Raw genomic sequence first — 26,787 nt, 5'->3', positions numbered from 1 at the left:
CTTACATAGAAAGAAAAGGCATATCCGCATTGAGCACGACACCATAATCCGTGCTGTAGTTCTCCTTATTCAGCACCCTAACGCCGAATTCCTTGTTGGCAATGCCAATACACCCACTTTCATCCAACGTTTTGAATTCGTTGCCAAACAATGATACAGAATAATCCTGCAGCTGTCGTAGTATCTTAATCTGTGTGGTCAGATCCTCCTCACCCAGTCGATCGATCAGCTCCTTCGCCTTCCCATACTGTACCACCACATCCGTGGTCTCCTTGGCAATGACATGGAAGTCGTCACTCACCGTCTTGAACGCCTGGGCGAATATATGCGAATACTTATGTCTCTTCCGATCCTCATACTCTTTCCGTCGATTCCGATTGGTCGACAGCAAATCATAGGCGGTCTCACCAGTACCCAACTTGTAGTCCATCGTCTCACTCTTCTGCTGATCCAAATAGAACCGATAGTATTCGGCAATCATCGCTTCGGACATCAAATCGGCATCAGGATGCTCATGAATGAGTTGCTGGGTGATGGCTTTGCCGAGTTTGATGTCCTGCAATCGGTCAAGCCCCCGTTCATCCGCGATTGGATATACATAGACGTTCTTCGGCTCTTTCGATTCACCGTTGCGATTGCAACGCCCCGCAGCCTGAAGAATGCTATCGAGACCAGCCATCGCACGAACCACGCAAGCGAATGACACATCCACACCGGCCTCGATCAGCTGGGTGCTCAGGCAGATGACAGGACGATTCTTTTTAAGCGATATCCGAAGTTCCTGTAATCGATCCTTCCGATGCCGTCCACACATGGATGTGCTTAGATGCACTATGGTGAATCGCTTGTTCTCGTCAAGCGTTTCATTCAAATCGCTGATTGTATCATACAGTTTCCTAGCTTCGGACCGTAGATTGACAATCGCCAGGCAGTTACCGTTCTCTTGGGCTTTATCGAAAATAATCGAGGCCAGTTCATCAATCGTCACCGTCTCCGATGATGCGATGATATTGGTACGCCGAAGTTGTTTCTCATAGTCGTTTGACCGTCCGATCAAATCAGGACCATCAGAGAGCAGTAGATTCCCACGCTCGGTATGTTCCAGCAACGGTTGCGTGGCCGAGCATAGCAGTATCGTGGAGTCCAGAATACCGGACAGGAAACTTACTATCTCGTTGAACAAATTGATTGTCTTGGTGGGAAGCGCCTGTATCTCGTCGAAGATGATGACGCTGTCCGCCATGTTGTGGAACTTGCGCAACTTCGATGCACGCGCAGACATCACGGTTTCCAAGAACTGCACCATCGTCGTCACGATGATCGGATTATCCCAACGTTCTGCGGCGAGTTTGCGCCGCTCCTCCTTCCGATCATCGTCTTTCATGACGCTTGAGTAGTGTTCCAGCAGCACGTCGCTATCATCATCCTTCAGGTCGAGGAATTTACGGAAGACCTCCACGGTCTGCGAGGTAATCGACAAGTACGGAATGACGTAGATGATATGTTTCTTGCCGGTTTTCGCCGCATGATGCAACGCAAACCGCAGTGATGCGAGGGTCTTGCCACCGCCGGTAGGCACTCCGAGCCGGTAGATGCCCGTCGTTCGCTCGCTGGCTTTAAGGCAGTCCTCTGATATACGAGACCGAATCCGATTAATGGGCTTCGACGCGTCCAATCCTTCGAGATGGGTTTCCAGACGTCGGATCAGTTCCTCCCAATCCGGAGTGTTCGGTGCATAAGCTCGGTGCGACTCAAAATGCGCCGCATCCAGTCGATCGGCATCGACGAGCCTGGAATACAAATACTTCTCATACAGTCCCAGGTAAAAGTCCATGGAACTACATGCCTGCCTCCGCGAATGAAGCTTGGAGACGCAGTCCCTCATCACCTGTAACAGTCCCGCCGATTCAGCGGCACTCTGCGCAAAATTGTCCTGTGCGTCGAGTCTCAAGGAGGACTCATGGCCGAGCACCTCCTGATAATGGTAGCGTTCCTCTGCCTTATTCTCATCGGACATTTTGTCGAAGAACGGGCTGTCTCTTTCGGAGCTGATACAATCCGGCAGGCAACCATGATGGTTCGCTATAGCAAGTTCAAGCATCTCTTGGGTCATGGCTCCGGCAGGACCGTCAACCGGTTGGGCGTTGATGGTAAAGGCCCCCTGCCACGCATGAATCACTTCGCCACGTCGTCCGTCTCCATACAACAGGTAATTTTGAAATGCTTGGGTGGCTTTCCCTTCATCATGCAGCAGTCCCGCCGTACGAGCAGTCACGACACTTCGGGATTCGAAAGCCGCCGCCAATTCACCGGCATTATGCAGATGGTCGAACAATGTCTGTACATTGCCGTTATCATCCTTACGAGCCAATAGCTCACCCGTGGAGCCTATCCTGACGCCGTTGCCCTCCATTGATGACCTCCATCCGAAGTGACGAATAATCTACGTTGCTCATTCCAATGTAAGTTTACCCCCAGCGCACCGGTACATATACACCGGAAAAAACAAAAGAAAAATCCGGATGCCCTGTCTCCAAGACATCCGGATTTCTCAATATCGGCTTAATCAAGCCAATTCATCGGCGTGTCACGCGTGTCGCGCACGTCATGCACGCGCTGCAATCATCGCCGTAATCGCAAGCCTCACGCCTTCGCCACCTCAGCCGCGAGCTCCTCACCCGAGACCACGTCGAGCACGTCGGCCTTGGTCTCCGCGGCGATCAGGTCGCGGAACCGCTCGACCTTGGCGACGGCGTCCGCCGGCACGGTGAGCTTGAGCGCGATGTGGTCGGCCACGTCGAAGCCGGCGGACTTGCGGGCGTCCTGCACGACGCGGATCGCATCGCGCGCGTAGCCTTCGGCCTCCAGCTCGGGGGTGAGCGCGGTGTCGAGAATCACGAAGCCGCCGGTCGGCAGCGCGGCGGACACGGACACGGCCTCCTCGGCGGCGTCCTTCTCCTCCACGCGGTTGATCAGCTCGTACTCGCCATCCTGAAGCGCGATCTCGCCGGACGGCGTCTCGACGACCGGCGCACCGGTCGCGGCGTCGACGTGCCAATCACCGGACTTGGACGCCTTGATTGCGAACTGAACGTCCTTGCGCAGGCGCTTGCCGGCGACGCGCGCGTTGACGCGCAGCTCGTGCACGATCTTGAGGCCCTGCGAGGCGGCGTCCTCCAGCGTGCAGAACTCCACGTCCTTCACGTTGAGCTCGGACTTGAGCACTTCGGCGTAGGCGCGCACGGCGTCCACGTCCTCGGCGACCACGGTGAGCTTGGAGAGCGGCTGGCGCACGCGGATCTTCGCGGCCTTGCGCAGCGACAGGGTGCCGGAGACGACCTCGCGCACCTTCTCCATGGCCGCGACGAGCGCCGGATCGTCGACGAGCACGCGGCCCAGCTCGGTGTCCTCGCCGGTCTTCTCGTCCACGACGAACGGCCAGTCGGCCAGGTGCACGGACTCGCCGCCGGTCAGGCCGCGCCACACGGACTCGGCCTCCATCGGGGCGAGCGGCGCGAGCACGCGCATGAACGCCTCGAGCACCGTGTACAGCGTGTTGAACGCGTTCTCGTCCTTGGCGAGGAAGCGGTCACGGCTGTTGCGGATGTACCAGTTGGTGAGCACGTCGATGAAGTCGGATGCGGCGTCGCACGCGTCGGAGATCGCGAACTCGTTGAGCGACTTTTCGGCGGCGAGCACGAGACGGCGGGTGCGAGCCAGCAGGTAGCGGTCCAGCTGCGGCAGGGACGCGACCTCTTCAGGCTTCAGCTGGCGCGCGTCGTAGCCGGCGGCGTTCGCGTACAGGGTGAAGAAGTAGTAGGAGCTCCACACGGGCAGCATGACCTGGCGGACCGTGTCGCGGATGCCCTCGGCGGTGACGATCAGGTTGCCGCCGCGCAGAATCGGCGACGACATGAGGAACCAGCGCATCGCGTCGGAACCGTACTTGTCGAACACGCCGTTCACGTCCGGGTAGTTGCGCAGGTGCTTCGACATCTTCTGACCGTCGGAGCCGAGCACGATGCCGTGGCAGATCACGTTCTTGAACGCCGGACGGTCGAACAGGGCGGTCGCCATCACGTGCAGCAGGTAGAACCAGCCGCGCGTCTGGCCGATGTATTCGACGATGTAGTCGGCCGGGAAGTGCTGCTCGAACTTCTCCTTGTTCTCGAACGGGTAGTGGAACTGCGCGAACGACATGGAGCCGGATTCGAACCAGCAGTCGAGCACGTCGGAGATGCGGCGCATCGTGGACTTGCCGGTCGGGTCGTCCGGGTTCGGACGGGTCAGGTTGTCGATCCACGGACGGTGCATGTTGATGTTGCCGTCCTTGTCGCGCGGGTAGTCGCCGAAGTCGGCCTTCAGCTCCTCGAGCGAGCCGTACACGTCGACGCGCGGGTGCTTCGGGTCGTCGGACACCCACACCGGGATCGGGGAGCCCCAGAAGCGGTTGCGGGAGATCGACCAGTCGCGCGCGTTGGCGAGCCACTTGCCGAACTGGCCGTCCTTCACGTTGTCCGGAATCCAGTTGATCTGCTGGTTGAGTTCGAGCAGACGCGGCTTGATCTTCGTGACGGACACGAACCAGGAGCTTACCGGCTTGTAGATGAGCGGCGTGGCGCAGCGCCAGCAGTGCGGGTAGGAGTGCACGTAGCTCTTCTCCTGGAAGAGGATGGCGCGGCGCTCCTCGGGGATCTCGGCGAGCGGGCCGGACGCGTTGCGCAGGTCGCGCAGGATCGGCTTGTTCGCGTCGAACACGTAGAGACCCTCGTAGTCGGGGCACTGCGCGGTGAAGCGGCAGCCCTCGTCGAGCACGTCGGTGCTCTTGACGCCCTTCGCGTTGAGCGTGTTCATATCGTCCTCGCCGTAGGGGGCCTGATGGACGAGGCCGGTACCCTCGACGGTGTCGACGTAGTCGGCGGTGAAGATCGTGTAGCCGTTCGGACCGGGCACGTTGCCTTCGGTCTCGGCCTTCTCGCCGGCGAAGTACGGGAAGACCGGCCAGTAGCGGCGGCCCTCCAGCTCGGCGCCCTTGAGCTCGCGCACGATCTCGTAGTTCTCGCCGAGCTCCTTCTCGTAGTGCGGCAGCAGGGCCTTGCCGAAGTAGAACTTCTTGCCCGCGTACTTGCCTTCGTTAGGCTTGACCTCGACGTAGTCGATGTCGGCACCGACGACGATCGCGAAGTTGGTGGGGACGGTCCACGGGGTGGTGGTCCAGAACACGGCGTAGGCGTCCTCATCGCGCAGCTTGACGGCGACGGAGACGGTGGTGTCCTGACGGTCCTGGTACACGTCGGCGTCCATGCGCAGCTCGTGCGCGGACAGCGGCGTGCGGTCCTTCGGGCAGTACGGCAGCACGCGGTAGCCCTGGTAGGCGAGGCCCTTGTCGTACAGCTGCTTGAACGCCCACATCACCGACTCCATGTACGGGATGTTCAGCGTCTTGTAGCCGTGCTCGAAGTCCACCCAACGGGCCTGGCGGTGCACGTAGTCCTGCCATTCGTGCGTGTACTTGAGCACGGAGGCGCGGCAGGCGTCGTTGAACTTGTCGATGCCCATCTTCTCGATCTGGTCGACCGAGTCGATGCCGAGCTCCTTCTGCGCTTCGAGCTCGGCGGGCAGGCCGTGCGTGTCCCAGCCGAACACGCGGTTGACCTTGCGGCCCTTCATGGTCTGGTAGCGCGGGATCACGTCCTTCGCATAGCCGGTCAGCAGGTGGCCGTAGTGCGGCAGGCCGTTCGCGAACGGCGGGCCGTCGAAGAACACGAACTCGTTCTGGCTGTGGTCGCCGGAGGGGTTGCGTTCCACCGACTTCTGGAAGGTGTCGTCCTTGTCCCAGTAGTCGAGGACGGTCTCCTCCATGTGGGGGAAGCTGGGGTTCGGCGCGACGTGCGCGGTCTCGCCGCCCTCGTTCGCCTTGGGATATACGTTGTCGCTCACCGTGTGGCTCCTCGTAATGCGTCGTTGGTTCTTTACGAGGACGACTTTGGTCCCGGCGTTCCCACGCCGTCGCCTTGGCGACGTGCGTGCGTCCCGCCGGCACCGCCACCGCGGTACCACCTCGCTTGCCGCGCGTGGATTCGCGTCTCCAGGAGACGCCCGTCACGTCGCGACCGCTTGAGTTCGGCTGTGTCGGGCCGATCCCGTCGGTTCTAGTAAGCGCGAATCATGAATCCACGCCGTTCTTCCGAAGACTCCCCGCTGATGACGGATCGACGCCTTGACTTCGGTTGCACATCGTAGCACGCCGCATGCCCGGCGCAAGACGCGTCTCAGACGCCGCGTCCCGCGCCCGCATGCCATGCCGCATGCCGTGCCGTGTGAGGCATGCCGCCACACGTGCCGTGCCTCACGCGGCGGTTCGCGCCGCCTACCGCTCCCCCGCCGCGACGGCGCCGACGCGCGTCGTGAATGCGTCGAGGAAGCGGGAGACGTCCACGCCGACCGCGGCGTCGACGGTCTTCTCGGCCGTGTTGAGCCGGTCGTAGTCGCCGATGGTGCGTCCGCGCGTCGGCCCGTCCAGGTCGACTTTGAGGTTGATCGGCAGCGTGGTGACGAGCGTCGGGTCGAGCGCGACGGCCACGGCGAGCGGGTCGTGCAGCCCGCAGCCGCCCATGCCGGGCGCGCTGACCGCGTACGCGTCGATGTAGTAATCGGTCATGTCGGCGAGGAACCGTCCGGCCGGTGTGCCGGTCTCGCGCCAGACCTCGGTCTCGCGTTTCGTGAGCAGCGTCTGCATGGTCACGTCGAGCCCGATCATCGTCACGTGCGCGCCGGACCGGAAGATGCGGTCGGCGGCCTCCGGATCCTGCGCGATGTTCGCCTCCGTCCACGCGTTCACGTTGCCGGGGACGGTGAGCGCGCCGCCCATCATCACGATGCCGCCGATCATGCTTCCGATGCGCGGCTCGCGTTCGAGTACGGCGGCGATGGTGGTCATCGCGCCGGTCGGCACGAGCCACAGGTCCTTGCCGTAGGTTTCCGCCGCGTCGATGATGAAGTCGACGGACGGTTCCGTCGCGGCTTCACGCGTGGGATCCGGGATGTCGACTTCGCCGATGCCGTTGCGCCCGTGGATGAACGCGGAGCCGCGGCTCACGGTGAACGTGCCGTCGCCGCCGTTCGTCTCGTCGGCGGCGATCGGATGGCCGACGCCCCGGTGCACGGGGATGTCGGGGTGTCCGAACAGTTCGGTGACGGCGAGCGCGTTGCGCACGCCCTGCGCGACGGTCACGTTGCCGTAGGTGCCGGTGATGCCGATGAGTTCGGCGTCGGGGCTGCCAAGCGCGTAGGCGATGGCGAGCGTGTCGTCGATGCCCGTGTCGAGGTCGAGGATGAGTGTCTTCCGGTCGGTCATATGCGTTCCGCCTTCCTGCCGTGTGCCGGCTTCAGGCTATCACCTCCAATCGGCTTTCCCCGTCGGGGGTGACGCGGCTGACGCTGATGCGTTCGGCGATCTGGTCTTTGAGCCAGTCGACGTGGGAGATGATGCCCACGTCGCGGGTGCGGCTGATGCGGCGCAGCATGTCCATCACGTCGGCGAGGTAGTCCTGCGAGAGGGTGCCGAAGCCTTCGTCGACGAACAGCGTGTCCATGCTGATGCCGCCGTTCTCCGCCTGGATGATGTCGGCGAGCGCCAGCGCCAGCGCGAGGGAGACGAAGAACGTCTCGCCGCCGGAGAGGGTGCCGGGGTTGCGGGTCTGTTCGGTGCGCCGGTCGAATACGGTGATGTCGAGTCCGGTTTTCCTGTTGCCCGTGGCGATGGCGTCGTCGACGAGCCGCAGCTCGTAGATGCCGCCTTGGATGTCGCCCAATAGTTCGTTGGCGCGGTCGAGCACGTCGCGGAACCGTTCGGTGACGGCGTAGGTGATGAGCGTGAGCCGGTTGGCGGCGCCTGACGCGCTTTTGTCGCCGTTGGCGAGGGCGGCCATGCGCTCCAGCGGCGCGAACCGTGCGGTCCGCCGCGCCCACTGGCCGGCCGCCCGTTCCATTCGTTCCGCCTGCGTCCGCCAGTCCTGTCCGAGCGTGGTGAGCGCGCCGACGCGGCGACCGGTTTCGGCGGCGTGCCGTTCGGCTTCCTGCACGGCGGCGGCCAGCGCGTCCGTGTCGATGGCGGCGATCGCTTCGCCCAGTGGCGTCGGCTCGCCGGCCTCCGTGTATGCGGTGGCGGCGGATGCGATGACGCCCAGCTCGCGCATGCCGTCTTCGCCGATGCCGGCGAGGGCTTCTTTCAGCTCGTTGCGCGACCGTGCGAGATTGGCTGTGGCCGTGTGCAACGCGTCCTCGTGGCGGCGGATGCGCTGTTGGAGGTCGACGCGTTCCCGCTCGTCCAGTCCGGCGGCGGCCGCTTCGTCGATGGTGGTGAAGTGTGCGCTTCCCTTGAGCGCGTGGTCGCGTTTCGTCTGCGCTTCACCGGCGTTGCGTGCGGCGGCGTCCGCTTGGGCTTGGGCCTGCGTGTGCCGGCGTTCCAGTTCGTCTCGTTCGTCGATGGCACGTTTGAGCCGTGCCGCCTCCCGTTCCTGCGCTTTGGCTTCGTCCAGTCGTGCACGGGCGGCGGCCCGCTCTTCGGCGACGCTGGTCTTGGTGTGTCCTTCGGCGTGTTCGGCGGCGGTGTTCGCGGCGTTGCCCGTCTCGGTCTCCTTCGCTTCGGCTGCGGCGAGCGCGGTCCACGCTTGTTGCGCCGCCTGTGTGGCGGCGGCGATGGTCTTCCGGATATCGCGCAGCTCGTCGCGTCTTGCGCGCGCCATGTCCAGCGCGTCGACGGCGGTTTCGAGCTCGGTGATTCGTTTCTCGGCCTGTTCGACGTCGAGTCCCTCGCTGTGCTCGCGATGCGAGTCGAGGTCCCGTTCGGCTTCGCGCAGCGCGGTTCGCGCTTGTTCCGCCGCGGCTTGTTTGTCGGCGACGCGGCGTTTCAGTTCGGCGATCTCCTGGGCGTCGGCCGCGTCGTCGGGCATGACGGCGGGATGTGGATGATCGGTGCTGCCGCACACCGGGCAGGGTTCGCCGTCTTCGAGCGTTGCGGCGTATCGGGCGGCGCCCGCTCGTCTGATGGCGTCTTCGGCGCTTTGCAGGGTGCGTTCCGCGGCATGGTGCGCGGCTTCCGCCTCGTCCCGTCGCCGTTCGAGCGCGGGCGTTTCCTCCGTGAGCCGTTCGGCCTGCCGCGCGTGTCCGAGTATGCGTTTGGCCTGGTCGAGCTGCGCGTGGAGGCCTTGTTCGCCGCCCAACTGTTCGGCGATCTGCTGCAGTTCCCGCTCGACGTTTTCGGGATCCGGCAGTTCGTCCGATGCCTGCTGCGCCTGTTCGGCGACGGCGCGCGCCCGGTCGAGCTCCTGCTTCGCCTGCTCGTGTTGCGTTGCCGCCCGTTCGGCGGCGGCGACGAGCTGTTCATGCGTGTCGGCGCGTTCCAGATCGGCGCGGGCCGCTTCGGCGCCTGCGGCGGTCTGAAGCGCCTGTTCACGTCGGCGTTCCAGATTGTTCCGATCCGTCAGCTGGTCCAGCTGCCGTCGCAGCGTCGCGTTTTGCTCGGCGAGACGCTGCTGTTCGACCTGCAGTGCACCGGCTTCCCTGTCGAGGTCGAGAATGGGCTGCGCTTCGATGGCTCGCGCCAGATCATGGCGGGATCGTTCGATGGCGGAATCGTCCGCCTGCACATCGTGCAGCGCCTGGATGTCGCGCAGTTCACGCGCCGCCGCGTCCCGCAGCGTTTCGGCGTCCGTCTGTCGCGCCCGCGCGAGGTCGAGCGCCCGTCGGGCCTGCGTATCCCTCGTTTCGCCGTCGCGTACCAGCGCATCGCATTCGGCGTCGACGCCGAATGCGACATCACGGAGGCTGTGTCGGATCTCATCCGGCTCGCGCGCGGGATAGGCGAGTCTGCTGGCATCCTCACGGTCGAGTCCCCATCGCACATTGGACAGGATATCCAGCTTGTTCTCCGGCCCGCCGCCATCCTCCAGCTGGATGCCGTCCTTTTCCGTAGCGCCCTGTTGCTCGAGGATGCGCGCGGCTGTGGCCTTGGCCGTGGCGATGCCACCGACGAGACGAATCCCCTCTTTCTCCACGTCGGCCCTCATGCTTTTGCGGCGCTCCGCGAGCTCGGTCTGGATGTCCTCGTAGATGGTCGCGCCGAACAGGTCCTCGACGAGCTCGGTGCGCTTTTCCGGATTCAGGGACAGGAACATGGCGAACTGGCCTTGCGCGAGCATGATGGTACGCGAGAACTGTTCCCGATCCAACCCGATGATCCGCGTGATCTCCGGACGCACGTCACCGGCGCGCGAGGTGATCGCCTCGGCGTGACCGGCTTCCTCCGCGTAGGCGAAGTACCGTTCCGGATCATTGCCCGGAGCCTCGGCCAGAGCGGCGATGCCGCAATCGATTCTCATGAGCTTGCCGGTGGCGTTATGTGGGGTGAACCCGTCGCCGCGGGTTTTCGGCTGGTCGTATTTCGGGGTGCGTCGCACCTCGTAGTAATCATCGCCGGACCGGAAGATCAGATCGACGTAGGTTTCGGTCCGTTCGCCTGTGAGGAACCGGGAGCGGACGCGCTGCCCGTCGCCTCCGGCGTCCAACGTGTCCTTCTCGTTGCCGGAGATGTTGCCGTACAGGGCGAACGTGAGACAGTCGAGAATCGTGGTCTTACCGGCTCCGGTCTCCCCGTCGATGAGGAACATGCGCGAGCGGGTCAACGCGGCGAAGTCGATGGCGTATTCGCCCTTGTACGGGCCGAACCCGCGGAATTTCATGGCGATGAGCCTCATGTCAGTCCTCCTTCTCCACGCCGTCGATCATCGTTCCGCCGGCATCGCCCTCATCGGCGACGGCACCTTGCGTATGCTTCACGGAATCGTTGGATACGATTCCGTCCGCATGCTCGGCATGTTTGGCCCGGGCGGCCTCCAACGCGGCCTCCAGCACCTGATGCTCCTCCTCATTGGCCTTACGGCCAAGCTGATGTCGCACGAACTGTTCGAGCACATCCATTTCGGAGGATGCCGTTCGAAGGTCCACGGTTCGCCGCCCTGTCGTCGCACGGCTCCGGTCGTAGACGATGTTTTTCTCCAACGCGTGCTCGTACCGGTCGTCGATCTTCTGGTAGAGTCCCTGCGGGAATTCGCCGACGTGCACGGTGACGGATACCCAGTCGTCATGATGGGCGGCGGCGGAATCGCCCAGGATCTCGTCCACTGTGCCTTCCAGCCGCACGAACGCGGGCTCGTCGGATTCCACGTCCAATGTGCGGAGGTTTCCCACGTGTCCGTCGACGATGTCGAGCAGCACCACGCTCTTGCCGTTGCCTTTCACCGGAGGCACGCGGCTTTCGGAGAACGAGTAGGCGAGCAACGACCCGCTGTAGCGTGCCTGCGGCGTGCGGTCGAAACCGAACACGGATTCGTCGACGGGCAAGTCGGGCACATTCACCCGCTGCGGCCGGTGCAGATGACCGAGCGCCAGATAGTCGAGACCGCTATGGGAGAAGAGCCCAGCCGGCACACTGTCGACGCCGCCTACGGCGATGCCCCGCTCGGAGTCGCTGGGCGCGGCACCGGAAATGAACGCGTGCGCCATAAGCACGGCGGCCACATGCGGGTCGGCGGCGCGCCGGTCGGCGAGGTCACGTGTGACGAGCTCCATCGCCGCGCGCATCATGCCCTCATGCGAGCGCGGGATGCGATAGTCAACGCCCGCCTGCTCCAACAGTTGCTGGAGTCCGGAGCGCGCCGTGTCCGGGTCGAGGTACGGCAACGCGTACACGGCGAGCGAGTCGCCGCCGCGCGTGACCGTCACCGGTTCCGCGATGGTGTCGAGTCCGCAGCGCACGTGCACGTTCGGACGCATCAGACCGGCGCCGGTACCGAGACGGATCGCGGAATCATGGTTGCCGGGCGTGATGACGATCTCCAATGGTCGACCATCTATCTCGAGTCGTCCGAGCCGATCGAACATCGCATCGAACAGACGGATCGACTCGGCGGATGGCACGGACAGGTCGTAGACGTCGCCGGACACGCACAGCACGTCCACGTGCTCGCGCACGATCACGTCGATCAGCCATTCCAACGCCCTGCGCTGGTAGTCGAGCAGGTCCACGCCCTTGAACCTGCGCCCGATATGCCAGTCGGAGGTATGCAACACCCTCATGCCGGCTCCTTTCGTTCCGTCGACGGCCCATCTGCGGCACCGTCGTATCCATTGCCTTCATCCACCGTAACCGGACAATCCCCGCCCGATGCATATATACCGGTTTCGCGATGGCGCATCGCCATGCGCGTCATCACCATGTCGCATGTCAGACGCCTAGTCGTCGTTCATCTCGCTGAGGAACATGGCCTCCGCGGACACGAAGCTGAGTACTGCGGCACCGACGACGAACCACAGTCCCCAACCCATGATGATCTGGAGAATCGGAATCGCCGCAAGCACCATCATGCCCAACACCCGACGTACTTGGACAAATCCATCGACACGACGGTGCAACCGCGTCACGATCTGATACACCACATATTGGGCGGCAGAGAATGCGACCACGACCAGCACATCGAAAATCACGATGGCGACGTCCGCAATGAAGTCGGTGGTCATGTAGTTGAACACCTTAACGAACGTCTCGCCAGCAGGAGAGCTGAAGAACGCCGACAGCCCCACGACATTGACCAACAGCGCACCGATGACCACAGCGAATACGATCCTACCCAGCGTTTCAAGGAACCTCATTCCAATCATCTTCCTTCCCCGCCGGCGTTCCCGGCGGATTCTCCTCGCGGTGGACGATCCGCTCCGGAATCGTCCCGCCTTACACCATCCATAACCGGACAACCATCAAAAAAGCGCGACACACCGGAAATATCAACGCTTCAGAAGTCACCCACACACGTCCGTCACCTGCCGATGCGACCCCAGTCCTGCAGGGCGAAGCGGAACGGGATCTCGCCGTTGTTCACATAGTTGTCGATCTCCCATTCCTGCGGGCAACGCGCCATGACGTCCGCGAGATAGCCGATGTTGAGCGCGAAATGACGCGGGCAGTAGTAGAAGGTCTCCACGCGGGCCTCGCCCGGATCCTTGAGCAGCGACTTGATGTAGTATTCCGGCGTCTCCTGGCATCCGTAGACGCTTTTGCGTTCCGTGTCATACAGGTCGGCGAAGTCGTCGTCCTCGTCGGTGTAGCCGCCCGACTCGTAGACGCAGTGGGGGCGCCCGTCGCCGCCGTCCTCATCGTCTTCAATGGGCGGCAGGCCGGTATCGTCCCGCTTGAACTCCTCGAACACATCGTCCAGGTACAGCACGCCCGGCAGCAGCAGTCCGGGTTTCGTCGCCGTCGGTGCCATCGTCGCAGCCATCGTGGCCGTCGCGGCCATCATCGCCATCGTCATCGTCGTTCCTTTCATCGTTTCCTTCGTCGTTTCCGTCGCGGTCGTCGCCGTCGTCCGGTTCACGCGTTCCACCGGTCGTCGTCGCGCGTCACCTCGCGCAGCCGTTCGACCGCGGCGCGTCCCTTGTCGAACGCGGGAGTGTCGCGCAGAGCGACGAGCCGGCGCACCTCCTCGCTCCACGCGTCGATGTCGGCGCGCAGCTGCGCGTCCGAATAGCCGGTCTCGGATTCGTAGCGTTCGTGCCCATTGAGGCTGTGGTAGTCGTTCGTGGGATCGTGTTCCACGCCGGTGTCCGAGTCGATGGGGCGGATGCGGATCGTCATCGCGTTCTCCTCGCCCACGATGAGTTCGATGACGGTGCCGACGAACGCGGGAAGCACGACGCCGGTCGTGTTCTCAATGATCGCGAAGCTGCCGGCCAGCGATTTGTCCGGATTGCCGGTGAGCAGACCGTCGCGAATCGCGACACCCCGATCGAGCGCGTCCCACAGCTTGTCCACGTGCGTGGTGACGGGCGAGTCGGGCATGCCCGGCATCGCCTCCCGGAAGCTGATCTTCGCCAGCGGCGACGTGACGCCGTTGCGCAGACGGTATTTGAGGAAACGCATATTGAACTGCCCGCGCGCCGGCGTGCGGTCGTCCGTGACCATGCATCCGAGCGTGTCGATGATGGTGAACGGTTCGATCCATTTGCCGTGCCATGCGCCGTTCTCATCCTGCAACGGGAATCGAAAGTGGGCGACGTCAAACCTGAGGAGCGTCTCGCGGGTGCGGACCGTGAGCAGACGCTGCAGTCCGGGAGCGTTGTCCGGATAGCAGAGCTTGATGCGCGCCAGCTTGCGGTTCCTCCCGGTGGGAATCGGATGGAAGTGCTTGTTCTTCGACATGTCCAGCATGATGCCGTTCCTTTCCTGCGTCTCGGCGATTCGGACGTTCCGGACCGTTCGTGCGTTCCGCCTTCCCTAACCGGACATACGATGAAAACACGCGACACGCCTCATTCCCCGGCGTTTCGCGGCAGTGCGCGCGTTGTCCGGTTAAGAGGGGTGTCCGCCGGAAACGAAGACGACGGGCGACGGCCCGCATCGCCGACAGCGCGTCACGACGGCGGGATCCGTCACGGCACGCATGAGCATGACGCACACGACGAGGAAAGGAGACGCCGATGCTGGAGGACCCCATGCCACGGCGATCGGACCGACTGGAGGCGACACGTTTCCGCCCCGACGGCATGCCATGCATCCGGGCGGTAGACTGGGCGACAGTCATACCGATGCAAGGAGGCGGCATGTCCGGACAGAGGAAGGGAACGGACGACTGGGATAAAACGAAGACCCAGTATTATCGTGACGAGTTCATCGGCGAATACCGCTACGACAAGAACGGTCCCACACCATTCCGCAAGAAGAAGCGCGAGTTCGGCCCGTTGGCACTGTGCATGATCGAGAACCAGGTCGGAAAACTGCTCGAAAAGTACAGGCCGACGTTGCCCGAGGGCGCTCCGGACACGCCACGCGATTGCGCACACCAGTTCTACGCGGATTGTCTGGACAATCTGCTGGCGGCGATGGATGACCCCCGGACCGAAAACGACGCCAAGTTCGTGAGCTTCATCAAGACCAGCGCGGAGGGCTGGTTCAGAAAGATGTACGAGCACACCGATGAAGGCAAAGCCAAAGATGTGCTGCGTAAGCGGATGGGCCGAGATTCCCGGTTCACCAACGACTTCACCGCTCCCGAAGCGGGGCGTCTTGGCGGCGGCAAACCCACCGGCAAGGAAAGGATGAGGGGCGGCCGCGGAAACTGGGGACTGTCCTTCGAATACCTTGACTCGCACGGACTGGATGCGAACGAATACCACACCCCTTCCGCCGTTTCCGAAACCAAGTTGGAGACGGTGGCTCTCCGTTACCCCGTCTCCATCGACAGGAAGGCGTTGCAGGACGCAGACCGCAAACGCAATCCGAACTACGGTCTGCCCGGCCAGATGGAGAACATGCTGGAAGGAGTGTTCAATGAAGCGAAGGGCACGTTGCCGCTCGGCTCAGTATTCCAAATCGTCCGATACCGCATGGCCGTGCAGGAGCATATCACGGTGACCCATCCGACGGATGAGGACGGCAACCCGATCGACTTCGCAGTGGACGACACGTCCGCCGCGGACGCCGCGCTCGAAACGATCGAGGGCGGGGACGACAAGCAGTGGATGACCGATCTCGCCGAAACGCTTGAGATTCTCCCGCCAAAACGTAAAACCAAGTACCTTAACAAGCATCCGGAGATACTCGGCAAGTTGCTCAACAGCAAGAATCCGAATATCCGCAGGGCGTTGCTCGCCCTTGAAGGTCAACAACCCGAGCAGAAAGCCTGAACATCATGAACAACACACGATCCTTTACCGAGCTGCTCGGTATGTACGATCAGCTGAAAGACATCGAGCCCGAAATCACCATGCCCAGCGGCGACGATCTCGACTCCCCCGAACGCATCAAACACCAACTGGACGAAGGCGTGAAGCGGGGGCAGCTGTGGAGCGCCTATGCCAATGGAGATTCCCTGTACGTGCTCATCACGGCAGTGGATGACGATCCGCGTATGGCCACCGTCATCCCCTTGTCGAACGACTTGCGCAGCGAGACCGACGATTCGCTCGTCGTCGGCAACACGCCATTGGACATCGAAATGGTCGCATGGCCCGGCCTGAAGGCCCTCATTCCGGTGCGTCTACTCTATAAGCCGATGAAGGAACTGTCCGAAAGCGCCGTCAAGGCCATCGAAAACGACAACCTTCGTTTAGCGAAGAAGGCTGATGCGATTCGTCGTGGCCACGATAGCGGAGCGTACGATTCCCCGTTCGTCAAGGACCGCGATGACATCACCGTCATCCTGCTCAAATGGCACGCCATGTGCTTCGACCTGCCGAAGCTGCACGAGAAGGACGAGGAAGCCGAGGTCTCCACGACTCCCGGACGCGGCGAATACGCCAAGGCGCTGATCACCGTGCTTGGCCTGCCATTCGATCAGGTGGACGACGTGCTGGACGGCGCGACCCCGTTGACGGACGAGCAGCGTGCCAAGCTCGCCGACGCAGGCGTGCAGGCGCCGAATACGCCGAAGCGCACGTTCCACCTGCCTGCAGATCTTCTGGTCGAAGTGGAGCAGCCGGCTTGGCGCCGGGACGCGGACGAGTACGCACAGCGTCTGGACGGCGACGCACGTGTCAATCTGGCGCGGGACGCATTCACGCTCGCAGCACGTCCGGACGGCCACGGTCGCGAGGCATGGCGCGGTGCGCTGCATGACGCGTACCGCAATCGTCTCGCCGAAGACGACGCTCAGGACTGACCGCAGTCGGAAAGGCATGAACGAACGACATGGCTAAGCTGTCAAGGGAGTGGGTCGTCCGGCAGGTCGATCGGATGATCGCCATTGCGAACGAGAAGCATCCGGACACCTTCCTCAAGGACTGTCTCGGTGACCCGTACCATATACGCGATCATTGGGATGACGAAATTCTGATGGACATCGACAAGACCCACTCCCAGCGACGTCATGAGGATGTCAGCGACAACGATGACAGGGAGCAGGTCTCGGGATACTGCCTACCCCAGTACAAGACTGCCGACGGCAGGGCCTTCATCAAGGTGCGGGCGTGCGATTTCGCCCCGAGAACCTACTTCACGATCCTCCATGAGCTCGGGCATCATCTGCAGAACTCGGATATCGAGCTCTTCTGCGCTTTGCGTGACCTTGATGACAAGGCGGATCAGAAACGCGCCGAGGAGAAGGCATGCGACATGTTCGCCTCCAAGGCGTTGATTCCGGATTCGGTGATTCCGGAACTGCGCACCCACCGTTGGAACGCCTTGGCGGTGAGCCACCTGTACAAACGCGTCAAGGCGTCACGGCCCGCCGTGGCCCGACGGGTGGCCGGCCTGTTGCAGCCGGGCGCGTGGGTCACGTTCATCGACCAATACGGCCATCCCAAGCTACGCGCATTCTCGGACGGTCACACCGAATACGACGACATCGAGATCATGCCGGCGGAGCAGCTGGTGCTGGACGCGTTTGACGAGGTGCAACACGAACCATGGCGCAGACACCCCGGCGAGCACCATGACGAGATGACCATCTGTATCGCGAACCTCGACAAGCCGCGTATTCCGCGCACACGGCCCAAGCATTACACGCGAATCAGTGTCGCTCCATCGTACGCTTGCATGTTCGTCATGGGTGGTCACTGAGATCTGGCGGAGTACTGCATGATGGTCATTCTGTCACTCCGCTCATCCGAGTGGCGATGAAACGCCCCACGGTCGCACGATGGACATGATATTTCCGCGCGATGTCAGCTTTGGTGCAGCCGCGCCGAAGCATGGCGCGTATATCAGACTCCTTGCCGGACAACTTCACCGTCTGCGAGAGGCTGCCTTTCGGTCGTCCCAATGGTTTACCTTCGGCTTTGCGGCGAGCGAGCGCCTCCCGCGTCCGCTGGCTGATGAGGTCGCGTTCGATCTCGGCGGACAGGCCGAAAGCGAACGCCAGCACTTTGCTCTGGATGTCGTCGCCGAGACGATACCCATCCTTGATGGTCCAAACACGGCATCCACGGCTCATGCACTGGTTCAGCACGTCCATGATCATGAACAGGCTGCGACCGAGTCGCGATAATTCAGAGCAGATGATGAGATCTCCATCAACGACACAGTCAAGTAGATTACCAAGCCTTCGCTCGTTCACCGCTTTGGTGCCGCTGATGGTCTCCTCGACCCAACAATCAACCGCAAGGCCTTCGTTCCGTACGCAACGTTCGATTTCGAACCGCTGATTCTCCACCGTCTGCTTGTCGCTGCTCACTCTGATGTATCCGTAGATCATGGCTGCCAAGTCACCACCCATACTGGACGATTTCTCGCAACCGAAGATCGTGTGGGGAAACCTGTGCATGCGCGCCCAGTACGCCATGGTGAAGGATGACGCCATCGTCTGCGCGCCTTCGCCGTTCATCGCTACGGACGACTGGTTCCTGCTCGGCATACTGAATTCCAAGGCGGCGGACTGGTATGTGCATCAGGTCGGAGTCACCCGAAGCGGCGGATACATGGAGTACAAGCCGGTGTTCGTGGAGCAGATTCCGATTCCGCATCATGTGCCGGAGAACACTCGGAATCGGATCTCCCTGCTGGCTTGCACCGCTCAGGAGCACTGCCGACGGGGACTGGCCTCCGAATCGGAGGAGAACGCCATAGATCAGCTGGTATATGGGTTGTTCGGTCTTTCCGATGCCGAGCAGGAGACCATCGAACGGTTCTCACGCCAATGAGAAGCGTTCGATGAAGTTCCTCTCCTGCGGGTTCAACCCTATCGTTTCGGCGATGCTTTCGTCCAACGCATGGTCGAGTTCACGTGCTTCCTCCTGCGTGCAGTCGTCGTTCAGCCTGGCTTGAACGAGCTGGAGGAACGCGTCTTCGGACGCTCCTACGAGCGACACGATGGGGAGCTGTTCGATGGTGTATTTCTTCCATCGAACGGTTCCCATTCCCGTCGTGGTGCCCAAAGTGGAGAAATAATACTCGGAGAGATGTGAGTTCAGGAACCCCAGAACAACGGGAAGGCGCTCGCCGGCCATGAGGAACGTCGTCGCTTCGGGCACATACGCGCCGTCGCCGTCGAAGGCGAATTTGGCCTTGTCGGAGATTTCGCCCCACACGATCTTCGGTTGCGAGAAATCGTCCATATAAGCACAATCACGAAGATTGTACTGGGTATCACCCTGATCAGCGCGTTTGGACAACTTGGGTTCGAACGAATCCAACCACTCCTTAACCGCAGGATATGAATCCACATCTACGCGAGGAACGACCTCTCCACCATGCTTATAACCGTTATGGGATGCGACAAGATAACGGTCCGCGAACTCGTAGCGGTAGCGTTTGATGTCGCGGCCGCGGAGCACGGGGCGGATGATCTCGGCGCTCTTCGGGTCGGCGGCGACCAGTTCGTCGCGCTTCTCCTTGGAGATGATGAACGCATCGTTCAATCCGGTCTTCACACCGTAGTTAATCCGCACGTCAAGCTGCTTGAGCGGCGTGCCGGCCTCCTCCATCTTGTGCTTGATGGAACGCTCCACATCGGCGAGAATCACCCACGGCGAACCGCCATCCGTCACGCTCTTGCCGCCGTTCGTCTTGTCCGTGCTGGTAACGGTTCCGAACGGGATGGTCGTGGCATGTTCCATGACATAGTTGCCGATGTCGTTCAGCGAATCATCCGCATACCGCACGGCCTGCAGCACTTCACCGGCATGCCCCTTGGCGAGGAGCATGATGTTCGTATCGACCGTGGCGCTGCTGAACCGGCCGGCACCCAGATCGATGAGCGAGATCACTTCGGCGTTGCGCGCGAGATGCTTGCGCAGCTCCTTGCCGTACTTGTTGCGCATCCACTTGTTCGACGTGATGAAGTCGAGCACGCCATGGTCGGACAGCAGATCCAGCCCACGCTCGTAGAACAGCTCGTACAGGTCTCCCGTCCTGTTGTATGAGCGGTACCCCAAAGCCTCATAGAGCTTCGCCTTGTTCTTCATCTTCTGCAGCTGCACGTACGGCGGATTGCCGATGACCACGTCGAACGTCTCCGTGCCGAACATGAACCCGGGGTCGAAGAACGGCGCCTGACCTTCCGCCCTCGTGGCGGAATGCGGGTGGAAACGACCGATCTGAACGCCCCTCGGGGAGGAGTCGGAGCTGCCTCCCAATCGTTGCGCGATCTTTTCGAAACGCTCCATCAGCTTATGCTTCTCCTCCGGATCGGTGGTGGAGAAGTATCGGGCGCGGATGTCCTTCAGGCTGACGAACGACTCGCCCTCATCGGCCAGATCGAACGCCCCCTGCTGCAGGGCGCCGCCGTTCAGCCGCACATCGCCGATGGAAGCATCATCCGCCCTGTCCGAACCGTCCACGTCCGCGGGAGCCAACGGCACCAGCGAATCCGCGCACACGAACTTGAAGTCCAGGTTCGGCAACGGCTCGACCTGATCGATCGACTCGCGTTCCACGATCATGGACAGCCACACGCGCAGGCGCGCGATCTCCACGGCCATCGGCTCGATGTCCACGCCGAACACGCTGTTGCGCAGAATCTCGAGCTTCTGATGGTAGGCATCCGCCGTGGCCTTCTTGCCCATCAGGCGTACGCGGCAACGCATCAGCAACTGCAGCATGCCCATCGGGAACGCACCGGAACCGCATGCCGGGTCGAGCACGCGCACGTGCTCGATCGCCGCAATCGCCTTCGGCAGCACCGTCTCGGTGTTCGAGTTCCACAGCCCCTTGCGGGCATCGCCGTCGGTCTCCCATGAACCGTCCGACCTGTCCAGCAGCCGGTCAACGCCCTCATGGACCCCCTTGCCGTCGCCGAGCGCCCGATACAGGTACTGGCGCACCGACTCACGGCACATGTACGCCACAATCTCGCGCGGCGTATAGAACGCGCCCTTGGCCTTTCTCGCGGTCGTGCCGGTATCGTCCATCTGCTCGGCGAGCAGGGATTCGAAGATGCGTCCGAGCATCTCCGGATCGATGGCCACCTGCTCGTAATCCGGCGTGGACTCGTCGGTCGTGAAATCGTACTGGCCGAAATGCTCGTACAGCCCAGTGAAGAAATCCTCCGGGAAGGGGATCGCTTCGCCGGGGAAATCCGTCTCCTGCTCCTCGAACAGGCCGCCGTTCAGGAACGGGGTGACGGGGTCGCCATCATCACCGCGCTTGTTCTTCGCCGTGTTCAACGTGCCGAAGAAGAGGCGCTTCAGCTTCCGCTCGTAGTACTCGCCCGCGCTAAGACCGTCGATATCCAGGTAATGCTCGTCCGGGTTGAGGAACCCCTTCTGGTTCAGGAACCAGGCGAAGAGGATACGGCCGATCAGACGGCTGGAGAACATCTTCGAGTCCTCCTCCTCATGACCGGAGGCGACCAACGCCTTGACCAACGTGTTGAAACGCGCCGCGATGCCCGCATAGAAGCTCTTGTTGACCTCGGCCATGTTGAAGGCGTCCCAGAGCGCGGCGTGCACGCGCTCCTTGACGGCCTCCTCATCATCACCAGCGAGATTGCCCTCGCCAAGTACGCCGTGCAGGTCGGAGAGGATGCGCTTCTGCGTGTTCGACAGAGAGCCTCGGAGCTCCATGGTGCGCAGATTGCCCGCCCGGGACACCACCACGATGATGGACGGCGTATTGGCCGGGGCGAAGAAGTAGATTCCGATCGGATACGTTCCGTACAGGTTGGAGGCGAGCGCCACACCGTCCTCCCAATGGGCGCCCTCGGCCACGCAGGCGCTGATACGCGCCTTCGTGGCCGACCCTTTCAAGCCTCTGAACGTGGCATCGAACCAATCGTCATCCTCGGTCAGACTACATGCCAAGGCGTCCTTCGGCATAAGCGGATGGGTCACGAACCACTCCTCATGGTCCACCGGGAATGGACGGAACAACGCATCCTTGGTCTCGTCATCGATTGGGAACTCGTCGGAATCCACCCCACGGAGCATGGCGAGCACCCATACGGCCACACGCATACCGGCACGTTTGCGGTCATCATCGGACGCGTCGACGTCATCGTACCGACCATATTCCTCAAGTGCGTTTTGCAGACCGGTGAACGTAATCATGCCCGCCATTCCTTCCCTTGACCTGATGCTCTATGGATTGTATCCCATCGAAGCCGTCGTTCCCGGTTCACAGGTCAGGAGACATGCCGACCAGAGCGCACCGCCACTTGCCGCCATGGCCTTCGCCACCGTCCTGCCCGGTATCGTTCAAGAACGACCGCCACTCGGCAAGCAACGCCTCGCTGATCGTCAGCGATTGCACATCTCCCACCTTGCCGGCCTCTCTTCGCAGGGCATTCATCAACGTGCCATACCGCTGATTGGCCTGCACCAACCCCTGAACGGCCCCCAACGCTCCCAGAAGATCGCGTTCTCCCAGCTGGCTTTGCAACACGCCCAGCAGCTGGATCTCGGACTTCTTCGGTCTGAACGGTTTTCTCGCCTTGACCGGTTTGGCCATTCCCACCCGCGTCAGCGCCAGTTTTTCGACATCGTTCCGGTTCACCTGCGAATGGTCGACCCGTCGGGCATTGTCTTCGGGATCGGCCTTCAGCAGGTTCAGCGCCTCTTCGTTCGCGATGGGCTCGACCGTTCCGCCCTTGTCGAGATCCACACGCGCGAAACGATAGTTCATCCCGTTGCCGATGCCCCCGGCCTGTTCGCACATCACCACCACGGAGCCGTGCAGACCGGAATCCGAGGGGAGATAGTTCCACTTCCCCTTCGGCATCGACGCGATGCGATCCAAATCCTTCTGGGACGCGTGTTGCAGGAACTCACGCAACGCATAGACGTGCGCCCCCTGCCATGACAGCATGTCGTTCTCCGCGTCGACACCGTCCATCACCTTTCGGATTTTTGCGTCGTCACCGCTGTACAGGTCCTGGATGTATTCGATCGGATTCTCGTCCGCTGCCGTGAGCACGCCCTGATCCGTGCCGATCGAGTTCTTGATCGTGTCGATCTTCCCCTGCAGGCGGGAAAGCAGGCCGAGATAGTATTCCAGGTCCTCGGCCGGAGCCATGTTGCCGATGAGCACCTTGTCGAACTTCGACCCCAGTCTGTTGACGCGTCCGTTGCGCTGCACCATGCGGACCGGGTTCCAGTGGAGATCGTAGTTGATGAGGATGGCCGCATCCTGCAGGTTCTGCCCCTCCGACAGCACATCCGTGGAGAACAAGTAGTCCAGCTCATATTCGGAACCGGCGAACGTGTACTTCTTGGATACCGGCGAGAACCGGTTCACGACGTTGTCCAGATCGGTCGAAGCCGCGGTCAGGAACGCCGCTTTCCTCTTGAAATCGGGAATCTCCTTCTCCAACAGCGCCGGCAGCTTGGCGTGAAGATAGTCGATGGTGTCCGCATAGGCGCTGAACACCAGGATCTTCCCTCCGAACCGTCCGTCATGCAGCACCTTGCCGAACTCGTCGCGGAAGGCTTCGAGCTTGGCGTCCAGACCGTCATCGACGCATTCGGCCAACGACTCGATTAGCACGTCGGTGATGTTCCGGTCCCGCCGGATGTCCTTCCACAGGCCGTCCAGATCGAAATCGGCTTCATCCGCCTTGGCCCGCTTGACGCCAAGGTCATCCAGGTTCCGATCGACATCCTGATCGGAATCATCCCAGAACTCCAGCTTCTGCTCATCGTCCTCATCCTCCAGCAGCGACAGCGACGACGATTCGATGACGTAACCGGCTTTCAGCCAGGTCGCGAACCTGTCGAGCCTGCGGCGATAGCGCTCCACGGACAGTTTCAACGCCTGCAACGATGATTCGAGACGCTTCAGCCATATGGTCTGCAGGATATTGTGGATCGACATCGCCGAACGGAGTTCCGCGGCCTCGTCATCGGAGACCTGCAGCAGGCCTATGCCCTCCACGGTCATGTTCCGGTACTCCCACGAGTACAACATGGAACGATAGACGGGGAACCCCAGCAACGAAATCAGAGCGCACACGTCCTCGACCAGCGACCCCGCTTTCCGGCTCCCGGCATCGACGAAGCGCCGAGGATCCTGCTCGACGATGTCGAGCGGGTGCAGCAGCCGCTGCGTCTCCCCCGCCAGTTCCCCATCGTTCAATCGGAGCGGATCCACGCCCTCGAACGACTCGCCGTGCTTTCGTATGGATTCTCTCACCACTTCGGACGCCCGTGCCGGGAAAGCATAATCAATCGTATCGAACGTGTTCTCCGGGAATCCCGCGGCGGCCTTGCCGCCGTTCAGCAGCTTCGATTCCTCCTGCACGCCCCGTCTGGTCGAACGCACGATGAAATGGCTGATACCCTGGGACAACGGCTGGCGATACACCTCCCAATCGAACGACTCGCCCCGACGCTCCATGGCCTTCCGCCGCGTGTCGAGCATTCGGAGGAACTCGAAGAAATCCTTGGTCCGCACGTTCGAGGAACCGCCCGCCGGGTCCTGATACGACACCATCACCCCGGATTGCATGCGGCCTCCCAATCCCAGCTCCAGTTGGCTGACCAGATCCTTGAATCCGTTGTTGATGGGGGTGGCCGTCAACAGCAGCACTTTGGCATCGGGATTCTCCGAGACAAGCTCCAGAACAGCCTTGAACCGTTCGGAACGTTCGTTGCGGAGGTTGTGCGCCTCGTCGATGACGATCAGATCGGCGGGGTACGACCGACGGTAGGCGTCCCGCAACTGGTGGATGGCCGGAATATCCTGCTGCGACACCATGCTGTAGCCGGATTCATCCAGATCGAAGAACTCCTTGAGATCGGCGCGCCACTGGTTCTTCAGCTTCGCGGGAGGGATGATGGCGATATTCCTCTTGCCGTTCCTTCTGAAATGATCGATCACGGCTCCCGCGGTCACGGTCTTGCCGAGACCGACCGAATCGGCGAGGATCGCCGTCCCCGTCTTGTCGAGTTTGTTGACGAGGATGCCCGCGTTGCGCTTCTGGTAGGAGAACAGCACATCGGATTTCCCATCGTCGTCGCCGTCATCCAATTCCTGCGATATCTCATCGGGGAACAGCCACATCAACGCCTTGATGTAGGCGTCATACGGGCCATAGGTCTTGTTGCCCACGGGAGAGCTGCTGATGATCTCCTGGAAGTCACCGGTCCAATCCTGCACCTCGGGAAGATTCCACATCATGTCGAACCAGGACAGATGACCGTATTGTTGTTTCTCGGTGCGCGGCTCGTACAGGACGGTCGTCTCGTCATCCTCCAGATAGTTCAGTTCCGCATTGCCGCCGGTCGCGGTATCCGAAAGACCACGCCCGGTGAAGTTGGATGAGCCGATGATGCCCACCGCACCTTCGGTGTCGTAGGAGCCGAACACATACTCCTTCGCGTGGATGAACGGCTTGCGACAGATGCGCACCTGCAGACGTCCCTCATGGATCATCCCGGCCAGGATGCGCGCCGTCTCCCTGTACCGGGCGACCTTGTCCTCCGGCAGGTCACCGAGCTCCCTGAGGTCCTCGGCGATGTCCGCATCGGGGAAATCCTTGTACAGGTTCGTCAGGTCGAGCCTTTTATTCGCATACGGTTCCGCACCGATCAGAATCCTGACGGACCGGTAATCCTTGATGAGATCGATCAGCATCGACGTGCCGATCATATCCCAGTACCCGGTGACGATGGACAGATCCTTGTACACCGGATTCGAAGCCACCTGACGCAGCACATCCCCCAAGGACTGCCTGCGGTTATCCACGAAACGAATCAGATTCCCCATTGTTTTCAACCTTCCGATCGCACGACCTCGCTGTTGTTTCCATGCTACTCAATAATCGGGTCCGTTCCCCTGCTCGTGCCTTGCCATAGAAATCTCATGAGGCATGCGAGTTCCCTCGCTGTCTCCCATTCGGCAACCATCGCCGCTGTCTTCATAGACATTCCCTTGGTGTAGGTCCGCAAGTCGGCATAGCCAGGGGAATGCCCGTCAATGAAGCCAATCGGAATCATCGGATTAGTCGAGGCCTGCCGCCGCTCTCAGCACGTGGTAACCTGAAAAATCCGAATCCGCGGTGGACGCGACGGCGGCGGCCACGCCTTCGGCATTATCATCATCGTCGCCATCGTCGGACTTGATATGCACCGGATCGATGATGGGCATATAGCCGCCATCCGCGGTCTGCTGCGCACGGTTGACCTCCTCCCATGCCTTCTCCCAGTTGTTCACCTCCTCCGCGTACCCCGGATACGGTTCGATGTTGTGGACCTCCCAATCGATGATCTCCCGAGTCGTCACCGGATGAGACGGGTGGAATTCCTCCGTCAGTCCTTCCGGGATCGGCACTGTGTAATCCTCGATGTTGTCGTCGTCTTCAGCGGGATCGATGAATCGTACGGTTCCCATGATGTTCTTCCTTCCCGCCCCTATCCGGGGCTGATTCCGCGGTCCGGACCATCCGAACCGTTACGACAGAAGAAACCGGACAAGCACGCGGAATACGCGACACGCCCCGAAAATGGCCATTCGTACGCCTCATTCGGTTGGAAACAGCAACCCGCCAAACAGCACGGTGAAGCGTTAAGTTCCCTAATGCTCTTCGTGATCGTTGATGCAGACGTCGAATCGCAGGTCCGGTTCTTCGGGAGGTTCGGCGATGAACCGTTCAATCCGTTCCATCTGCTTGCGGCTGATGCCTCGCCTAGGGGCGTGCATGTCGCGCGTGTGTGTCTTGGAATATGCGTGAAGGCCCTTGGGAGCTGTTGCTCGACCAAGGGCCTTCCTTATCGTATGGATGCGGCGGCGTGCTACTCTCCCACACTCTCTCGGGTGCAGTACCATCGCCGTGCCAGGTCTTAGCTTCCGGGTTCGGAATG

Annotated in this window: 16 protein-coding genes and 1 rRNA gene; 4 read left to right on the top strand and 13 right to left on the bottom strand. The window is 61.6% G+C overall.

What is annotated here, in order from left to right:
• Position 1: 1 nt before the first annotated feature.
• From cas3 to AC1AYX_RS09780, 8 genes are all read right to left on the bottom strand, one after another.
• Complete coding sequence (gene cas3, locus AC1AYX_RS09815) at positions 2–2,413, bottom strand: CRISPR-associated helicase Cas3' (protein WP_476503304.1); 2,412 nt, start codon at positions 2,411–2,413, stop codon at positions 2–4.
• A gap of 230 nt (positions 2,414–2,643) precedes the next feature.
• Positions 2,644–5,940, bottom strand: coding sequence for a mupirocin-resistant isoleucine--tRNA ligase (gene ileS, locus AC1AYX_RS09810; RefSeq protein WP_476503303.1), 3,297 nt, complete (start codon positions 5,938–5,940; stop codon positions 2,644–2,646).
• A gap of 430 nt (positions 5,941–6,370) precedes the next feature.
• Positions 6,371–7,357: a nucleoside hydrolase gene (locus tag AC1AYX_RS09805; RefSeq protein ID WP_476503302.1), complete on the bottom strand. Its 987-nt coding sequence runs from the start codon at positions 7,355–7,357 to the stop codon at positions 6,371–6,373.
• A 31-nt stretch (positions 7,358–7,388) separates the two neighbouring features.
• The gene (locus AC1AYX_RS09800) at positions 7,389–10,757 is read right to left on the bottom strand and encodes an AAA family ATPase (protein ID WP_476503301.1); all 3,369 of its coding nucleotides are present in this window, start codon (positions 10,755–10,757) and stop codon (positions 7,389–7,391) included.
• Position 10,758: 1 nt separating this feature from the next.
• Positions 10,759–12,138: an exonuclease SbcCD subunit D gene (locus AC1AYX_RS09795; protein WP_476503300.1), complete on the bottom strand. Its 1,380-nt coding sequence runs from the start codon at positions 12,136–12,138 to the stop codon at positions 10,759–10,761.
• Positions 12,139–12,294: 156 nt separating this feature from the next.
• Complete coding sequence (locus AC1AYX_RS09790) at positions 12,295–12,711, bottom strand: hypothetical protein (protein ID WP_476503299.1); 417 nt, start codon at positions 12,709–12,711, stop codon at positions 12,295–12,297.
• Between the two features lie 164 nt (positions 12,712–12,875).
• Positions 12,876–13,385: a hypothetical protein gene (locus AC1AYX_RS09785; RefSeq protein ID WP_476503298.1), complete on the bottom strand. Its 510-nt coding sequence runs from the start codon at positions 13,383–13,385 to the stop codon at positions 12,876–12,878.
• Positions 13,386–13,429: 44 nt separating this feature from the next.
• The gene (locus AC1AYX_RS09780) at positions 13,430–14,266 is read right to left on the bottom strand and encodes a hypothetical protein (RefSeq protein WP_476503297.1); all 837 of its coding nucleotides are present in this window, start codon (positions 14,264–14,266) and stop codon (positions 13,430–13,432) included.
• 392 nt (positions 14,267–14,658) lie between these two features.
• Here AC1AYX_RS09780 and AC1AYX_RS09775 point away from each other — a divergent pair, with 392 nt between their 5' ends.
• Genes AC1AYX_RS09775 through AC1AYX_RS09765 form a run of 3 tightly spaced genes read left to right on the top strand, consistent with a single transcriptional unit; the run spans position 14,659 to position 17,614 of the window.
• Positions 14,659–15,741, top strand: coding sequence for a hypothetical protein (locus AC1AYX_RS09775; protein WP_476503296.1), 1,083 nt, complete (start codon positions 14,659–14,661; stop codon positions 15,739–15,741).
• Between the two features lie 5 nt (positions 15,742–15,746).
• Positions 15,747–16,715 (top strand): hypothetical protein, encoded by a 969-nt coding sequence (locus tag AC1AYX_RS09770; protein ID WP_476503295.1) that lies wholly within the window; start codon positions 15,747–15,749, stop codon positions 16,713–16,715.
• Between the two features lie 29 nt (positions 16,716–16,744).
• Entirely contained in the window at positions 16,745–17,614 is an 870-nt protein-coding gene (locus AC1AYX_RS09765) for an ImmA/IrrE family metallo-endopeptidase (protein ID WP_476503294.1), read from the top strand.
• Between the two features lie 25 nt (positions 17,615–17,639).
• Here AC1AYX_RS09765 and AC1AYX_RS09760 read toward each other — a convergent pair whose 3' ends face one another.
• Positions 17,640–18,248, bottom strand: a complete 609-nt coding sequence (locus AC1AYX_RS09760) for a master DNA invertase Mpi family serine-type recombinase (RefSeq protein WP_476503311.1) — start codon at positions 18,246–18,248, stop codon at positions 17,640–17,642.
• On the opposite strand from AC1AYX_RS09760, the gene AC1AYX_RS09755 reads away from it, so the two are divergent.
• Positions 18,247–18,693: a TaqI-like C-terminal specificity domain-containing protein gene (locus AC1AYX_RS09755; RefSeq protein WP_476503293.1), complete on the top strand. Its 447-nt coding sequence runs from the start codon at positions 18,247–18,249 to the stop codon at positions 18,691–18,693. The genes AC1AYX_RS09760 and AC1AYX_RS09755 overlap by 2 nt on opposite strands.
• Here the strand turns inward: AC1AYX_RS09755 and AC1AYX_RS09750 are convergent.
• The 4 genes from AC1AYX_RS09750 to rrf form a co-directional block, all read right to left on the bottom strand.
• A complete protein-coding gene (locus AC1AYX_RS09750; protein WP_476503292.1) occupies positions 18,682–22,038 on the bottom strand; it encodes an Eco57I restriction-modification methylase domain-containing protein in 3,357 nt (1,118 codons plus the stop codon). The two genes, AC1AYX_RS09755 and AC1AYX_RS09750, sit on opposite strands and share 12 nt — an antisense overlap.
• Positions 22,039–22,105: 67 nt before the next feature.
• Positions 22,106–25,693: an SNF2-related protein gene (locus AC1AYX_RS09745; RefSeq protein WP_476503291.1), complete on the bottom strand. Its 3,588-nt coding sequence runs from the start codon at positions 25,691–25,693 to the stop codon at positions 22,106–22,108.
• A 234-nt stretch (positions 25,694–25,927) separates the two neighbouring features.
• On the bottom strand, positions 25,928–26,317 hold the full coding sequence (locus tag AC1AYX_RS09740) for a hypothetical protein (RefSeq protein WP_476503290.1): 390 nt from the start codon (positions 26,315–26,317) through the stop codon (positions 25,928–25,930).
• Positions 26,318–26,705: 388 nt separating this feature from the next.
• Positions 26,706–26,787: ribosomal RNA gene (gene rrf / locus AC1AYX_RS09735) — 5S ribosomal RNA — on the bottom strand; the annotation flags it as partial.

This window comes from Bifidobacterium sp. LH_419, assembly GCF_056356955.1.
The sequence above is the reverse complement of the archived record's forward strand: the minus strand, read 5'-3'. Positions and strand labels throughout refer to the sequence as shown.

What these genes read in the sequence shown, in the direction of transcription:
- cas3 (WP_476503304.1), bottom strand. Translation starts at nt 2,413, where the DNA reads ATGGAGGGCAACGGCGTCAGGATAGGCTCCACGGGTGAGCTATTGGCT.
- AC1AYX_RS09805 (WP_476503302.1), bottom strand. Translation starts at nt 7,357, where the DNA reads ATGACCGACCGGAAGACACTCATCCTCGACCTCGACACGGGCATCGAC.
- AC1AYX_RS09800 (WP_476503301.1), bottom strand. Translation starts at nt 10,757, where the DNA reads ATGAGGCTCATCGCCATGAAATTCCGCGGGTTCGGCCCGTACAAGGGC.
- AC1AYX_RS09795 (WP_476503300.1), bottom strand. Translation starts at nt 12,138, where the DNA reads ATGAGGGTGTTGCATACCTCCGACTGGCATATCGGGCGCAGGTTCAAG.
- AC1AYX_RS09790 (WP_476503299.1), bottom strand. Translation starts at nt 12,711, where the DNA reads ATGAGGTTCCTTGAAACGCTGGGTAGGATCGTATTCGCTGTGGTCATC.
- AC1AYX_RS09785 (WP_476503298.1), bottom strand. Translation starts at nt 13,385, where the DNA reads ATGAAAGGAACGACGATGACGATGGCGATGATGGCCGCGACGGCCACG.
- AC1AYX_RS09780 (WP_476503297.1), bottom strand. Translation starts at nt 14,266, where the DNA reads ATGCTGGACATGTCGAAGAACAAGCACTTCCATCCGATTCCCACCGGG.
- AC1AYX_RS09775 (WP_476503296.1), top strand. Translation starts at nt 14,659, where the DNA reads ATGTCCGGACAGAGGAAGGGAACGGACGACTGGGATAAAACGAAGACC.
- AC1AYX_RS09770 (WP_476503295.1), top strand. Translation starts at nt 15,747, where the DNA reads ATGAACAACACACGATCCTTTACCGAGCTGCTCGGTATGTACGATCAG.
- AC1AYX_RS09765 (WP_476503294.1), top strand. Translation starts at nt 16,745, where the DNA reads ATGGCTAAGCTGTCAAGGGAGTGGGTCGTCCGGCAGGTCGATCGGATG.
- AC1AYX_RS09755 (WP_476503293.1), top strand. Translation starts at nt 18,247, where the DNA reads ATGGCTGCCAAGTCACCACCCATACTGGACGATTTCTCGCAACCGAAG.
- AC1AYX_RS09760 (WP_476503311.1), bottom strand. Translation starts at nt 18,248, where the DNA reads ATGATCTACGGATACATCAGAGTGAGCAGCGACAAGCAGACGGTGGAG.
- AC1AYX_RS09750 (WP_476503292.1), bottom strand. Translation starts at nt 22,038, where the DNA reads ATGATTACGTTCACCGGTCTGCAAAACGCACTTGAGGAATATGGTCGG.
- AC1AYX_RS09745 (WP_476503291.1), bottom strand. Translation starts at nt 25,693, where the DNA reads ATGGGGAATCTGATTCGTTTCGTGGATAACCGCAGGCAGTCCTTGGGG.
- AC1AYX_RS09740 (WP_476503290.1), bottom strand. Translation starts at nt 26,317, where the DNA reads ATGGGAACCGTACGATTCATCGATCCCGCTGAAGACGACGACAACATC.